Source organism: Sphingopyxis sp. H053 (genome assembly GCF_001468225.1).
Classification (GTDB): Bacteria; Pseudomonadota; Alphaproteobacteria; order Sphingomonadales; family Sphingomonadaceae; genus Sphingopyxis.
In genome coordinates this window covers 1-13,870 of record NZ_LNRU01000022.1, presented here as the reverse complement: position 1 = coordinate 13,870, position 13,870 = coordinate 1, and the positions used below count along the sequence as shown (strand labels likewise).

General features: G+C 65.5%; 13 protein-coding genes. 5 read left to right on the top strand and 8 right to left on the bottom strand.

All coding sequences use genetic code 11. The features are described from left to right. Positions 1–58 precede the first annotated feature (58 nt). Positions 59–1,279: a polyhydroxyalkanoate depolymerase gene (locus ATE70_RS23880; protein WP_058539989.1), complete on the bottom strand. Its 1,221-nt coding sequence runs from the start codon at positions 1,277–1,279 to the stop codon at positions 59–61. A 275-nt stretch (positions 1,280–1,554) separates the two neighbouring features. On the opposite strand from ATE70_RS23880, the gene ATE70_RS23875 reads away from it, so the two are divergent. The 3 genes from ATE70_RS23875 (at position 1,555) to ATE70_RS23865 (ending at position 4,310) form a co-directional block, all read left to right on the top strand. Further along, the gene (locus tag ATE70_RS23875) at positions 1,555–1,812 is read left to right on the top strand and encodes a YjhX family toxin (protein ID WP_058539988.1); all 258 of its coding nucleotides are present in this window, start codon (positions 1,555–1,557) and stop codon (positions 1,810–1,812) included. Positions 1,813–1,958: 146 nt separating this feature from the next. After that, a complete protein-coding gene (locus ATE70_RS23870; RefSeq protein ID WP_058539987.1) occupies positions 1,959–3,743 on the top strand; it encodes an ABC transporter transmembrane domain-containing protein in 1,785 nt (594 codons plus the stop codon). A gap of 30 nt (positions 3,744–3,773) precedes the next feature. Then, positions 3,774–4,310: a DUF1993 domain-containing protein gene (locus ATE70_RS23865; protein ID WP_058539986.1), complete on the top strand. Its 537-nt coding sequence runs from the start codon at positions 3,774–3,776 to the stop codon at positions 4,308–4,310. Positions 4,311–4,332: 22 nt separating this feature from the next. Here ATE70_RS23865 and ATE70_RS23860 read toward each other — a convergent pair whose 3' ends face one another. The 7 genes from ATE70_RS23860 to pip all read right to left on the bottom strand — a co-directional run bounded on the left by ATE70_RS23860 (position 4,333) and on the right by pip (position 11,890). After that, positions 4,333–4,770 (bottom strand): ExbD/TolR family protein, encoded by a 438-nt coding sequence (locus ATE70_RS23860; RefSeq protein WP_058539985.1) that lies wholly within the window; start codon positions 4,768–4,770, stop codon positions 4,333–4,335. Positions 4,771–5,008: 238 nt separating this feature from the next. Further along, on the bottom strand, positions 5,009–6,082 hold the full coding sequence (locus tag ATE70_RS23855; protein ID WP_058539984.1) for an OmpA family protein: 1,074 nt from the start codon (positions 6,080–6,082) through the stop codon (positions 5,009–5,011). A 130-nt stretch (positions 6,083–6,212) separates the two neighbouring features. Next, positions 6,213–6,665 (bottom strand): DUF2793 domain-containing protein, encoded by a 453-nt coding sequence (locus ATE70_RS23850; RefSeq protein WP_058539983.1) that lies wholly within the window; start codon positions 6,663–6,665, stop codon positions 6,213–6,215. Positions 6,666–6,677: 12 nt separating this feature from the next. Then, positions 6,678–8,855: a phage tail protein gene (locus tag ATE70_RS23845; protein ID WP_058539982.1), complete on the bottom strand. Its 2,178-nt coding sequence runs from the start codon at positions 8,853–8,855 to the stop codon at positions 6,678–6,680. 26 nt (positions 8,856–8,881) lie between these two features. Further along, a complete protein-coding gene (locus ATE70_RS23840; protein WP_156419840.1) occupies positions 8,882–9,217 on the bottom strand; it encodes a hypothetical protein in 336 nt (111 codons plus the stop codon). 168 nt (positions 9,218–9,385) lie between these two features. Then, positions 9,386–10,567 carry a chromate efflux transporter gene (chrA, locus tag ATE70_RS23835; protein WP_058539980.1) on the bottom strand — a complete coding sequence of 394 codons (1,182 nt, stop codon included), beginning with the start codon at positions 10,565–10,567 and terminating at the stop codon, positions 9,386–9,388. Positions 10,568–10,798: 231 nt separating this feature from the next. Beyond that, positions 10,799–11,890, bottom strand: a complete 1,092-nt coding sequence (gene pip / locus ATE70_RS23830; RefSeq protein ID WP_058539979.1) for a prolyl aminopeptidase — start codon at positions 11,888–11,890, stop codon at positions 10,799–10,801. A gap of 229 nt (positions 11,891–12,119) precedes the next feature. On the opposite strand from pip, the gene ATE70_RS23825 reads away from it, so the two are divergent. Next, positions 12,120–12,368: a hypothetical protein gene (locus ATE70_RS23825; RefSeq protein ID WP_058539991.1), complete on the top strand. Its 249-nt coding sequence runs from the start codon at positions 12,120–12,122 to the stop codon at positions 12,366–12,368. A gap of 53 nt (positions 12,369–12,421) precedes the next feature. Then, entirely contained in the window at positions 12,422–13,684 is a 1,263-nt protein-coding gene (locus tag ATE70_RS23820) for a L,D-transpeptidase family protein (RefSeq protein ID WP_231732792.1), read from the top strand. Positions 13,685–13,870 lie beyond the last annotated feature (186 nt).

Sequence of the window (13,870 nt, the reverse complement as noted above, 5' to 3'; positions counted from 1 at the left end):
GTGGACATACTTCTCCCCTCCCTAAAAGGGAGGGGAGAAGTATGTCCACAACCCGTCGTCAGCCGCCGTGCGCGCGAATCCATTTCTCCACCACCGGCGCAATTTCGTCGCGCCACTTGCGGCCGTTGAAAATCCCGTAATGGCCGACGCCCTTGACCATCAAATATTTCTTCTGGTCGGCGGGTAGCGCCTTGGCGATCGTCAGCGCGGCCTTGGTCTGGCCGATCCCCGAAATATCGTCGCGCTCGCCCTCGATCGCGAGGATCGCGATGTCCTCGATCGCGCCGACATCGACCGGCTGGCCGCGATGCGTCATCTCGCCCTTGGGCAACAGGTGGCGCTGGAACACGACGTCGACCGTCTGCAGGTAGAATTCGGACGTCATGTCGCACACCGCGCGATATTCGTCGTAGAATTCCTTGGTCTTGTCGGCGCTCTCGCCGTCGCCATCGACCAGATGCTTGAACATCTCCCAATGGCTCATCATGTGATTGCCAAGGTTCATCGACATGAAGCCCGCAAGCTGAAGGAAGCCCGGATAGACGCGGCGGCCGGCGCCAGGATAATAAGCCGGGACGGTCGCGATGACATTTTCCTGGAACCAGGCGTGCGGGCGCGTCATCGCATGCTCGTTCACCGCGGTCGGCGCCTTGCGCGTGTCGATCGGCCCGCCCATCATCGTCAGCGTCTTCGGCCGGCACTTATGCTTGTTCGCGGCCATGATCGCCGCCGCCGCAAGGCTCGGCACCGACGGCTGGCACACCGCGAGCACATGCGCGCCGGGGCCGATATGTTCGAGCCACGAGATCAGATAATCGACATAGTCGTCGAGGTCGAACTTGCCGGCTTCGAGCGGCACGTTGCGTGCGTCGCGCCAGTCGGTGATCCACAGGTCATGGCCGGGCAACATGCGCTCGACCGTGCCGCGCAGCAGCGTCGCATAATGACCCGACATCGGCGCGACGATCAGCAGCTTCGGCGCGTCTTTCGACCCCTTATGCTTGAAATGCTTGAGCTGGCCGAAGGGTTTGCGCGCCTCGACCACCTCGGTCACGCGCGTCGTTTCGCCATCCACTTGGGTCTCGTATAGTTCGAATCCCGGCTTGCCGCGCGGCGCCGAGGCGTGCGCGAATACTTCGAGCGCCGATGCAAACATCGGGCTGCCGCTGAAATAGCCGAGCGGATTCGCGGGATGCTGCATCACTTGTGCGCCCGCGGTCGCCAGCGCGCTCGCGCCCGCGAGCCAGTTTTTCTGCATGTCAAAGGCGTGGTACAGCATATTCGATTCTTCCTTGCGTGACCCCGGCGGCACTCTCCGGCGCCTGCTCATTGGTTAGCAGTCTAGGGGCTGATCCTCATTGTGCAATGCATCAAAATCGTTGCGAGGCGTGCCGAAGTCGAATATTCTGCGCGGAACGGCGCATGATGCGCCGATGGAGTGAATATGTCTGAGATTGCGGGCAACCGCTAACATCCCGGCGTAATCGGGATGTGCGCAGCGTGCGGACCAGCGGGTCGGCGCGCCTTTGTTGCTTGAAAATCCCGGATAATCCCATGAATATTTCGAAAGCGGAGCAGCGTATGCTCCATGTGCTGGCGCAGGGCGGCATGATCCGCCATCGGCGCGGCGAAAACGGCCATATCGTCGAAGCCTTGTGCTTCACCCGCGATGGCCACGTCCTCGCCGATACCGGCCTGCCCTTGTTCAACCGCCTGCGGCGGCGCGGTTTCATCGGTTCGCAGAATGGCGCGCCATATCGCATCACGCAGGCGGGTATCCGCGCGGTACGCGCGCAGCTCGACAATCGCTGACAATCGGGCGTTGACGATCGGAGCGCGGTGCACGCCGCCGCGCTCCCTTTTCGGAGCGACCATATCGTCCCGCTTCAAAGCGCTTGAAGCCATGTGTCATTCTGCGGCGTTGAGCGGCATCGGCGGGGCTGCTAGGGCCGTCGTCCATGGCGACCACATCCGACAAATCCGACACGCCCCGCCGCAAGCTCGGCAGCCTGCGTATGATCTGGCACTATGCCAGTCGCTATCCGCTGCAACTGGTCATTGCCGCGGTCGCACTCGGCGTCGCCGCGCTCGCGACGCTCGCGATCCCCTATCAGTTCAAGGAAATGATCGACAGCGGCTTCGTCGCCGGCGGCGGCGACGTGAGCCCCCATTTCCGCTTCTTCTACCTCATCGTCATCGTCCTCGCGGTCGCCACCGCGCTGCGCTTCTATTTCGTCAGCTGGCTGGGTGAGCGCACCGTCGCCGACATCCGCCAGGCGGTGCAGCGCAATCTGCTGCGCCTCGCCCCGGGTTTCTTCGAGGAAAACCGCCCGTCGGAAATCGCCTCGCGCATGACATCGGACACCTCGGTCATCGAACAGACGGTCGGCACCACCGTCTCGGTCGCACTGCGCAACACCGTGATGGGTATCGGCGGCATCGCCTATCTCTTCACCCTATCGCCCAAGCTCACCGGCGGCATCCTGCTCGGTATTCCGGTGATCATCATGCCGATCGTGCTGCTCGGCCGAAAGCTCCAGAATGTCTCGCGGTCGAGCCAGGACCGCGTCGCCGACATCGGCGCAACCACCGCCGAGCAATTGGGCGCGATGAAGATCGTCCAGGCATTCGGGCAGGAAGCGCGCGAGGCTGATCGCTTCACGACCGCGGTCGAGGCGAATTTCGCGACCGCCAAGCGCCGCATCCGGCTGCGCGCGACGATGACCGCGATCGTCATCGGCCTGCTCTTTGGCGCGATCACGACCTTGCTCTGGTACGGCGCGGCGGGCGTCGCCGCGGGCACGATCACCGGCGGCACGATCGCCGCCTTCGTGCTGACGGGCGGGCTCGTCGCGGGCGCGTTCGGTGCCCTTACCGAAGTTTATGGCGACCTGCTTCGCGCCGCCGGAGCGGCCGAGCGGCTCAGCGAATTGCTCAATGCCGAGGCGAGCATCGCGCCGCCCGCAAAACCGCGCCCCTTCCCCGCACCGCCCGTCGGTACGCTCGAATTCGATCATGTCGAATTCCACTATCCGACCCGCCCCGACGCCCCCGCGCTCCATGATTTCAGCCTTGCGATCCGCCCGCGCGAGACCGTCGCGATCGTCGGCCCCTCGGGCGCCGGCAAGTCGACGCTCTTCCAGCTCGCCGAGCGCTTCTATGACCCGCAGGGTGGGCAGATCCGCCTCGACGGCGTCGCGCTCACCGAAGCCGACCCCGCCGACATCCGCGCGCGTATCGCGATGGTGCCGCAGGAAACAGTGATCTTCGCCGCCTCGGCGCGCGACAATCTTCGCTACGGCAATTGGGACGCGACCGACGAAGAACTCTGGGACGCCGCACGCGCCGCCAATGCCGAGGAATTCCTGCGCAAGCTGCCTGACGGGCTCGACACTTTCATGGGCGAAGGCGGCGCGCGGCTTTCGGGCGGCCAGCGCCAGCGCGTCGCGATCGCGCGCGCGCTGCTCCGCCGCGCCCCGCTGCTGCTCCTCGACGAAGCGACCTCGGCGCTCGACGCCGAATCCGAAAAGCTCGTGCAGGACGCGCTCGAGACGCTGATGCACGACCGCACGACGATCGTCATCGCGCACCGTCTCGCGACCGTCCGCGCCGCCGACCGCATCGTCGTCATGGACGACGGCCGCATCGTCGAAGAGGGCAAGCACGACGAGCTCGTCGCCGCCGACGGCCTCTACGCCCGCCTCGCGCGGCTCCAGTTCCAGGACAATCTCGCCGCCGCCTGACCCAAGTTCGATCGATCGAAGGAAATGACGATGCTCTACGACCTGACCGTACCCGCCTGGCAAAATGGCCTGAGAGCGCTGTCGGGCGAGCTTTCGCGGGCGCGCGTATGGGGTGAGGAAAACGGCATCGGCGAATTGCAGTTCGCGGTCGCGCGCCTCGCGCCCGACATGTTCCCGCTCGCCTCGCAGGTTCGCTTTACTTGCGTCCAGGCGCTCCAGCCGCTGGTCCGCCTCGCCGACGCCGAAGTCCCAGAATTCGCCGAAGACGCGGTCGATTTCGCCGGAATGCAGGAGCAGATCGCGGCGACGCTCGCGGTCCTAGACGCGGTCGATCCCGCCGCGCTCGGCACCGACCTCGATCGCGCGGTCAGCTTCCCGCTGCCCAACGGCATGATCTTCGACATGCGCGCCTTCGACTATGTCCGCGACTGGGCACAGCCGCAATTCGCCTTCCATCGCACCGCGGCCTATGCGGTGCTGCGCCACATGGGCGTTCCGCTCGGCAAGGCCGACTATGTCAGCTATATGATGCGCTATCTCCGGCCCGGAACGGCTCCCGCCGCCTGAGACAGCGGGAACCCGCCAAGACTCAGATCAGACTGGCGTAATTCTGGATTCCCGGAAAGGCGAGCTTCGACCCGCCATTGCGCCGGATCGCTCCAATGGCTTCGTCGACGCGCAAGTAGCGCGCCCGCGCTTCGGGTTCGAGCAGGATGGCTGCGGGCTCGGGGCGTTCGGCCGCGACTTTCACCAGCACCCCCAGCTCGGCAAGGTCGACCGCTTCGTCATTCCAGCGGATCACGTCGCTCGTATCGATGGTGACACGATTCTCGTCCAGCACCTTGCCCGGAATCTCCGGTCCGATCGGCAGTGTGACATCGACGCTGTGCGTCGGCGGGGGGATGGTGATGATGAACATCACCAGCATCACCAGCATCACGTCGATCAGCGGCGTGGTGTTGATATCGGGATCGCCATTGGGGTCGGCGCGAAAAATGCTGCGATGAAACCTGCTGCGATTGCGCATCGTCTCTCTCCCGCTGGGGAGACGCACCGCGCTTGACGGGCACCACCCCCTCATCGAGGACCCAAGACCATCCTGCGCCCCTGAGTGATGGTATATCATAATACGTGCCGAGCAAGCAGAAACTGGAAAATGAGCAGCGGACGATTACTGCCGCACAAAGCACGCATAAAGAAAGGGCGGCACCTTTCGGCACCGCCCTTCTTTTTCGTTCCGTCCCAGTCGGGAGCGGAAACCGGTCTTACATGCCCGAGTTCGGACCGTAAGTGATTTCCACGCGACGGTTCTGGTCGTTGCGGACGCCATCGGCGGTTGCAACGGCGGGGCGGCTTTCGCCGAAGCCCTGCGCGCTGATCGAGCCATCCGAGATACCGCGAGCGGTGAGATAGCTGCGAACCGCGGTGTTGCGACGTTCCGACAGGCCGACGTTGTACTTGGCCGAACCCGAACGGTCAGCGTGACCGGCGAGCATGACCTGCGTACCCGTGCAACCACGGTTGTAGGCGCTGATCGCGTTGTCGAGCGTCGAAGCCGCTTCCGGCGTGATGTCCGACTTATCCCAGTCGAAGTACACGATATACGGTCCCGGTGCGCATTCCACGACCGGCGGCGGCGGCGGTGCCACCACCGGCTCCGGTGCGCCACCGAAGTTGAACGTCAGCGTGCCGAGGATCGAGTGCGAACGGAAGCGCGTCGAAACGTCGCGACCGCGCTGGTCGACCAGATCGATCTTGTCGGCGTTGAAGAAGCGATACTTCAGGCCAACGTCGATGCTGTCGGTCAGCGGAGCGCGGACACCCGCGATCGCCTGCCAGGCAAAGCCCGTGTCCGAATCGTCGAGGAAGTTACCGGCAAAGACCGGCTCGACCGAAACGCGCGCGACACCGGCACCACCGCCGACAAAGCCCTGAAGGCCGTCGTCGTCGCCGAAGTCGAGCATGCCGTTGACCATGAAGCTCAGCGCGTTCGTATCGCCAGCGAGGTCAAACGAACCGGTAGCGAGCGCGCCAGCGCCGTTAACCGACTGCGGAATGCCCGGGGTCGCGAAGCGGCCCGACTTGATGTCAGCTTCACGGAAGCCGACTTCGACTTCCGCGCGGAAACCGCCGAAGTCATAACCGACGGTGCCTTCGACGTCATAGCCAGCGCGATGGTCGAGCGAACCGGCATTGTTGAAAGTGCCAATGTCGAGATCCAGGTCTTCGACGAGCATTGCGCCAGCACCAACACCAACATACCAGGAGTTGTCGCGCGCCAGGACGGGCGACGCCAGGGTGGTGGAGGCCAACGCCACAGCGACGGCAAGCTTCCTCATAGTAATTCCCCTTTCAAATTGAGATATACGTCTCGGCAGACGTCCTACTCGCCGCTTTGGTTCCGTGCAAGTGAACAAATCGTCAATCTGTTGCCAAAAAGTCGCACTTCTTATGTCAAAGAACCGAAAATCAGCCTGAGATCAGAAGACCCTGCGCGGCGAGGTGAAGAATCAGTGTGGAGATCGCGTTACGCGCTTCGGAATCGATTATCGACCCGCCCGAAGGCGCCCCCACCGTCGCCGGCGCGGCCCATGCGCCGCCCACGAAGCGAAGCTGCGCACCGTCGGTCAGCCGCGTCGCCCGCATCCCCTCACGCGGCGGCGCAAATCGCCATCCGCCCCCGGTCCGGATCGCGATCGCATTTGCCTGCCCCACCCAGGGACCCGTCGGCGCCGCACCGACGATCCAGCATTGCCCCTCGACAGGCCCCGCGGGCGGCGCGGCGAGCGGTCCGGCCTCGACGGCCGCGTGGACCAACGCGTCGAGCAGCGTCAAAGCTTCGTTGTGCGTTACCTCTTTCTGCGCCTGCGCTACGCCAAGTAACGGTAACGCGAAGCGCGGCGTTGATGGCATGACGGTCATGGTTTTATCCTTTTATGTCAATGGTAAAGACAGGGGCGAGGACAGTGCGAAATCCCCCGCCTGCCGGATCTCGATCGTGCAACCGGGCGGCAGCGCCGCCAGCTCGGCGGCACCAATATCCAGCGTCGGCGATGCGCTTTCCCACGGCCCGGTTCCCGGAACGGGCGGCGACAGCGCGATGCGCCACGCCTCATGACTTTCGCCAAGTGGCTGGTCGACATGGTCGCGCCACCCCGCGTCGGCGCGGCTGCGCCGAACCCAACCGATCGTCACGCCGCCCGCACCGTCGGCCCGGACCTGCCCGTGTACCGGCGTCAGCGGCCGCAGCGCCTGGCCGGTCGCCGGCACATCAACCTCGGCCAGCGTCGTCCCGCCCCGCGGAGCCCATTCGAGGGTCGCCGCGCCGCCCTCCGCCGATCCCGCAAGCGCCTCGGGCAGTGTCAACAGCGCCGGATCGTCAAGCAGGACAAAGGACGCTCCCGCCGCATGCGTCATTTCTCTCTCGGTGCCGGCCCGCCCGCGCAGCAATCGCGACAGGCGCCAGCGCCCGGATCCGACAACTTCGGCAATGCCGAATTGCAGCAATTCGCCATCGACCATCGCCCGGTTCGCGCCGCCCAGCAACGCCGCGTCGCTTACCGATTCCAACGTCATCGCCGGATTGACCAGCTGAACTTCGACGCTGTTCAAAAGGTCGAACAGGCAATCGCTTCCCGCGGCCAGCGGCAGGGCAAGCTGCCCCAGCGCCGCGGCCGGACGCACCGCGCCGACGGGGATCGGTTCGGCACCGGCCGATGCGACGAGCCAGCAATCGGCGCCGCGCCAGCCATCGTTACTGCAGGCACCGGCAACCAATAATCGCGGCGCCGACGCCGCCGGACTGCCCATATTGGGAAGGTCGAACAGGCGGACCGTGCCGATGGCATCAGGCCAATCGGGCGCACGGACCGGAACGCCGGGTTCTGCGGGAAGATCGGCCGCGGGAAGCGGCGCGTGGCGCCTGAGTTCGAGCAAGATGTCGCTCCCGCGAACCGTCCTTCCCGCCAGCCGCCAGCGGCTCCCGTCGGCCAGTGCAATGACATGCCCGACGGTCAACGCCAGCGCCGCAAGATCGGCCCGCCACACCAAAGTTTCGCGCCCGTCGGCCGCGGCGGCGGCAAGCCGCTGCGCCAGCGCCCGCGCCGAGGTCGCCGGCAGCACCGCGGGCAAATCGATCCGTTCCTCGCGGACGCCGCCGCCGGCAACCTGGCTCGTCTGCTGGCCGAGCTGATAATCGCGTTCGGGTTCATAATGCCGCAGCCGGATCGTCCCCGGCAGCGATGACAGCGGCGCGCGGCGATGCTCGGTCCGGTCGCCCGGCGCATCGCCCCGCCTCGCCTCGCAAAAACCGGCCAGCGCCAGCGGCTCTTCGGCCCCGGTCGTCGGCGCCATCAGCCATCCGTCCGGCCCACTGAGCAGCCGCACGCCGTCCGCCTCGAACAGCGGCGCGAGCGCGTCGCGCAACCGGTCTCCCGATGCGGCATAGCCCGTAAAAGGCCATTCGCCGTCGCAGCGCGCGGTTTCACCGAACAGGCTGTTACCGACCATCCCGGCGTCGATGCCCGCGGCGTCGGCCTCCACTTCGAAGGTCAGGGACGGAATCCGATTGCCGAACGCGCCGAGCTCAAGCTCTTCGAACACCGCATAGGCGCACCCGCGAAACGCACCCGCCGACGCGATGCCCAGCGCCGAAGCGATCAACGGATCGGCCGCCTGATCCTCGCTGCCGTTATGCCAGCGAAAGATGCACCGCTCCTGGAACGTCCCGCTCGACCCGCGCAGCAGATTTCCGTCGGCCCATATCCGTCCGATCCTGCGGATCGGCCGCGACGACAGCGCGACCGCCAGCGACACGGCATAGCTATATTCGGTCGTCGACGGCCGCCCCTTGCCCCCGCCGCGCTTGTTCCGCCGTTCGATCAGGTCGGTGGCCCAGATCACGCTCCCTGCGACGCGCATCGTCCCGAACAGCTGCGGGATCTGCTGGCCATAGGTCGACGCCTGAATCTTCAGATCGGCAAGCCGCGGCCCTTCGCGCCCCTTGGGTTTGAAAATCTGTGCGTCGATCTGCTGGCCCACCGCAGCCCCGATCGCGGCCCCCACCGGCCCCCCGACAATCCCGCCGACCACCGTCAGCACCAACGTTGCCATCAATCTGCTCCCGAAAAGAATATTCCTCACCTCCCGCTTGCGGGAGGGGCAGCGAGACTTGGCAGCTCGCTGCCTAGTCGCAGCGGGGAGGGCATTGCTCCAGCCGCCAGCACGCGACGCCATCCAGTCCAGAGATTGGCGTCTCGACCACGCTGCCACGCCCCGGCAAATGCAGCGTCGCGTTGGCGAATCTTGTAAACTGTCGACAATGCCACACCGGCGCGCTCGGCCGACAGCGAGACGTTGCACGTCTCGCTCAGCGACAGGATGAACTCGTCGCGGCTGCGCTGCGAAATCTCGCGGCGCGACCGCTTCGCCTTGACCAGCAATCGACCCTTTCCGCCCATCAGCACCAGATCCATCGTTGCCACCTCCAAAAGCAATCGGGCCGGAACGCCCCTCCGCATCGAAAGGGGGCACCGGCCCGACTCGCAATTCTTCATGATGTGACACTTGTGCCATATCAGCGTGACGATGTCAATAGAAAAAAACCTATTTGGTTATTTTGTAAATGAACAACCCGCGCCCGGTCAAAGGTTCAGCGCCCACCCGGCAACGCCGCCCGCCAGCACGAGCGCGGGGGCGGTAAGCTTTCCCTTCCAGCGCCAGACCACCAGCACGGCGGCGGCAAAAAGAAGCGCCGCGGGCACAAGGTTCGCGACGCGTCCCGCGGTCGACCAGCCCAGTTGCAACAGCGTCGCCGCGATCACGCCGACCACCGCCGCCGCCACGCCGGCGAGCACGCGGTGGAGCGCCGGATTGTCGACCACCGCCTCCAGCCGCTCGAAAAAGATCATCGAGAAGGCGAAGGCGGGCAGGAACATCCCCACCGTGATTGCGACCGCGCCGGGCAGGCCCGCCGCGACATATCCTGCAAAGGTCGCGAAGATCACCAGCGGGGCCGGCAGCATCCCCGCGAACGCGACGCCGTCGAGAAAGCTCGCGTCGCTGATCCAGCCGCGCCCGACCGTGTCGGTGCGCACATAGGGGATCGCGGTATAGGCGCCGCCAAAGGTCAGCAGCCCGCCTTTCAGCCCGGCGATGAACAGCGCCACAATCCCCGCCTCGCTCGCGGCGATGCTTGTCTTCACCGCGGGCGCGGCGCCCGACACAAGGGCGGCGAGCACGACTGCCGCGACAAAGATCGCCGCCGCCACGACCGGCCGCTTCGCATAGGTATAGATCAGCCCCGATGCGATCAGCGGAATCCAGAACGGCACCCCCGCCAGCGTCGCGGCAAGCCCGGCAGCCGCGAGCAGCCAGAGCAGCCGGTCCTCCAGGATATGCGCCCCGATCCGCTGCACCGCGCGCAGGATGATCGCCAGCACGACGACCTGCACCCCCAGAAAGATCGGCGCCATCGCCGGATTGCCGACGATCCAGCCCTTGTAGAGCCACGCCGCACCCAGCATCAGCGCAAAGCCGGGCAGCATGAAGCCAAGCCCCGCGAGCAGCCCGCCGATCCGCCCGCGCGCGACCATCCCCAGATGGACGCACAATTCATGCGCCTCGGGTCCCGGCAGGATCTGCATCACGGCGAGCAGCCGGTTGAAACGCACCGGCGAAATCCAGCGCTCCTCCTCGACCAGCGCCTGTTTCACCATCGCGATCTGCGCGACCGGGCCGCCAAAGGCGAGGAAACCGAAACGGAGGAAGCGGAGGAAAAGCCGAAACAACGAAAGGCTGGGCGGCGAATAGATATCGGTCGTCATTGCAAGCACGCTCCTTGCCGCAGTCGCGGCTTATGGAGCGGAACTTGGACGGCGCACCGTCTGAACGGGCGTCCGCATTGCCCGCACCGCCCATTTTACCGCGCCCGCCCGAAAGGGGAAGATAGACTTTGTTTCAGCGCGAAACGCGAATGTCGGCTTTGAGGTGGGAAGCAGACGTTACTTCATCTTCCTTCGTCATCCGGCGAGCAAGCTCGACCTCGATGGACCCAATCAGCCGCCGATCGCCGGCAATCCGTCCATGATCGCGGTGAGCGCGAGCGCATTCTCGCGCTCCATCGCGCTGTGCCCGGCGTTGGTCACCACATAGGTCGCGGGCTCGCTCCCCGCATCGCGCAGCGCCGCGACCAGCCGCGACGCCTGCGTCAGCGGGCACACCTCGTCGAAGCGGCCGTGGACGATATGCACCGGGATGCTGGCAAGAGTCGCAATATTATCGAAGAAATGCCCCGCCGGGATGAACAACTCGTTAGCGAAATAATGCGCCTCGATCTGCGCAAAACTCAGCGCGAAATCGGCCTCGCCGAACTTGCCCGTGTCGGCGGTCTCGGGGATCATGTTCGAGATCACGCCCTCCCAAAGCGACCAGGTCAGCGCGGCCTTCAGCTGCCGCGCCTTCTCGGCCTCGTTCGCGGGCACCATGTCGAAAATCGCCTTGTACGACTTCATCACATCGCCGCGCTCGGCCGGCGTCAGCACCGACAGCAGCTCCGCCCACTCAGCGGGATATTTCATATAGGCGCCGGGTTCGGTCAGACCGTACGGGTCCTGCTCCCACGTCGCGGCATTGCCCTGATACAGATACAGCAGATCCTCCGACGACCCCAGGAATATCCCCCGCAGGATCAGGCTCGCGACATGCGCCGGATGCGCGATCGCATAGGCCATCGCGAGCGTGCTCCCCCAACTCCCCCCGAACACATGCATCGGCCCGCTGATCTCCAGCTTCTCGCGCAATTTCTCGATATCGCCGATCAGGTCGGCGGTGGTGTTCTTCGCCAGCGCCACCGCCGGGCCGGCCGACGCCACCGTCGGTTCGCTCTTCCCGCATCCGCGCTGGTCGAACAGGATGACGCGGTAGCGTTTGGGATCGAAGAAGCGCGCCATCGCCGGGGCGCATGCGCCGCCGGGGCCACCGTGGAGGAACATGACCGGCTCGCCCGCGGGATTGCCATATTCCTCCCAGTAAATGCGGTGCGCCGGGTCGCGGTCGACCTCGAGCCAGCCGAAATTCAGGCACGGCGGCTGCGGATAGACCCAATCGTCGCCGATCTTGCTCGAAGCCTGCAACCGCGAAAAATCCATGTCCGATGCCTTACCTGATGACTCGGCCGCCGACCGGCCGTGGTGCCCGACTTAACCTGCCCCACAGCCATGTCCACCGCCGGGGAACTTATGGCGCGGGCCGTCGTTCAGAAATCACTCCTGATCGCGGGATGGATGACGCGCTCACAAAGTGCGCATGGCTGAAATCCCGGGGTTGGGCACTCGCCTGTGGAAAGCGATTTCCATCAGCATCAAAAAGGAGTGGTCTATGCGTATCCAACCCGTTTTGCTCGGTGCGCTTGGCGCGCTGGCGCTCTCCGCCTGTTCGCAGCAACAAGAAGTCGCCGCCGCCCCGCCACCCCCGCCGGGCGCCGTTCCGGGCAGCGTCGCCGCCGACCGCGACGGGGACGGCATCATCGACGGCTATTACACCTCGGACGGCATCTACCATCCGAACTATGCGCCGCCCCCGCCGCCACCTCCGCCCGCGCCGACGCGGCTGGGAGAACGCGGCTGAACACGCATATTCGGGGAGTACGGCACCGCTGCGCTCCCCTTTTTCTGATCGGATTGGCGCTCGGTTCCACGCTCGCCCCGCCCGCACTCGCAGCGCCTGCCGCGCAAAGCGCGTCGATCCCGCTTGTCAGCGCGATCAGCGAAGAGGCTGGCGGCGACGTCAAGCGCTTCTACGCCGCGCGCGGCTACAAGCCGCTGTGGATGCGCGCGGGCAAGGTCGGTCCCGAAGCGGTGACCTTGCTCGGCTATCTCTCGACCGCCTCGCGCGACGACCTCAAATCCTCTTCCTATGATCTCGAAAAGCTCGAGGCGTTGATCGCCCGCGCCCGCGGCGGCGACCCGCAAGCGCTCGCGCGCGCCGAGGTCGCGCTCTCGGCCGCCTTCGCGCGCTACGTTCGCGACATGCGCAGCCCCGGCAAAGCGAAGATGGACTATGCCGACAAGTCGCTTCGCCCGAAAAAGGCCGATGCCGATGACGTGCTCCGCGCCGCCGCCTTCCCCAAGGATTTCGGTGCGTACATGAAAAACATGGGCTGGATGAGCGAACATTATGTCCGCCTCCGCGCGCTCATGGGCCGCGCGCTGGTAGAGGGCGCGCCGAGGGACACGATGGCGCGCCTCCGCCTCAACCTCGACCGCACGCGCATCCTCCCCGGCCCATATGTCCATCACATCGTCGTCGACGCCTCGTCGGGCCAGCTCTGGTATTATGGATCGGGCAAGCGCGCGGGATCTATGAAGGTCGTCGTCGGCGCGCCCGAGACGCAGACGCCGATGCTCGCGGGCAAGCTCCAATGGGCGATCCTCAACCCCTATTGGAACGTCCCCGACTATCTCGCGCAGAAAAGCATCGCGCCCAAGGTGCTCGCCGGGCGCAGCCTCGCCTCGCTGCGCATGGAGGCGCTCTCCGACTGGGGCCCCAACCCGCGCAAGCTCGACGCGTCCGAAATCGATTGGCCCGCGGTCGCCGCGGGCGATCAGATTCTGCGCCTGCGCGAGCTTCCCGGCGGCGCCAATTCGATGGGCCGCGTCAAATTTCTCTTCCCGAACGACGAGGGCATCTACCTCCACGACACCCCCGATCGCGCGCTGCTTAAAAAGCCCGACCGCCATTTTTCGAACGGCTGCATTCGCCTCGAAAATGCCTCCGCGCTCGGCCTATGGCTGCTCCACCGCTCGATCAACACCAAGTCGAAAACCCCCGAACAGGCGGTCGCGCTGCCGGTCGAAGTTCCCGTTTACCTCACTTACATCACCGCCGTGGCGACCGACCGCGGCATCGCCTTCCGTGACGACGTCTACGGCCGCGACGGATAGCCCGATTAAACGCCTGACCGCAGACAGTTGACCCGCCCCGGCGAAACGTACAGACCTGCCTCCTCACTGAAAAAAGGGCGAATCTTCATGCGCAAACTGGCCATCCTCGGTGCGAGCCTGCTCGTGCTCTCCTCGCAGCCGACCTTCGCACAGGAAGAACCCGCGCCTCCCGCCCCCGCCGCGGAA

Coding starts and splice junctions, on each gene's coding strand:
- ATE70_RS23845 (WP_058539982.1), bottom strand. CDS start 8,855: ATGGCAACGTTGGTGCTGACGGTGGTCGGCGGGATTGTCGGGGGGCCG.
- ATE70_RS23880 (WP_058539989.1), bottom strand. CDS start 1,279: ATGCTGTACCACGCCTTTGACATGCAGAAAAACTGGCTCGCGGGCGCG.
- pip (WP_058539979.1), bottom strand. CDS start 11,890: ATGGATTTTTCGCGGTTGCAGGCTTCGAGCAAGATCGGCGACGATTGG.
- ATE70_RS23870 (WP_058539987.1), top strand. CDS start 1,959: ATGGCGACCACATCCGACAAATCCGACACGCCCCGCCGCAAGCTCGGC.
- ATE70_RS23875 (WP_058539988.1), top strand. CDS start 1,555: ATGAATATTTCGAAAGCGGAGCAGCGTATGCTCCATGTGCTGGCGCAG.
- ATE70_RS23825 (WP_058539991.1), top strand. CDS start 12,120: ATGCGTATCCAACCCGTTTTGCTCGGTGCGCTTGGCGCGCTGGCGCTC.
- chrA (WP_058539980.1), bottom strand. CDS start 10,567: ATGACGACCGATATCTATTCGCCGCCCAGCCTTTCGTTGTTTCGGCTT.
- ATE70_RS23855 (WP_058539984.1), bottom strand. CDS start 6,082: ATGAGGAAGCTTGCCGTCGCTGTGGCGTTGGCCTCCACCACCCTGGCG.
- ATE70_RS23860 (WP_058539985.1), bottom strand. CDS start 4,770: ATGCGCAATCGCAGCAGGTTTCATCGCAGCATTTTTCGCGCCGACCCC.
- ATE70_RS23865 (WP_058539986.1), top strand. CDS start 3,774: ATGCTCTACGACCTGACCGTACCCGCCTGGCAAAATGGCCTGAGAGCG.
- ATE70_RS23840 (WP_156419840.1), bottom strand. CDS start 9,217: ATGGATCTGGTGCTGATGGGCGGAAAGGGTCGATTGCTGGTCAAGGCG.
- ATE70_RS23850 (WP_058539983.1), bottom strand. CDS start 6,665: ATGACCGTCATGCCATCAACGCCGCGCTTCGCGTTACCGTTACTTGGC.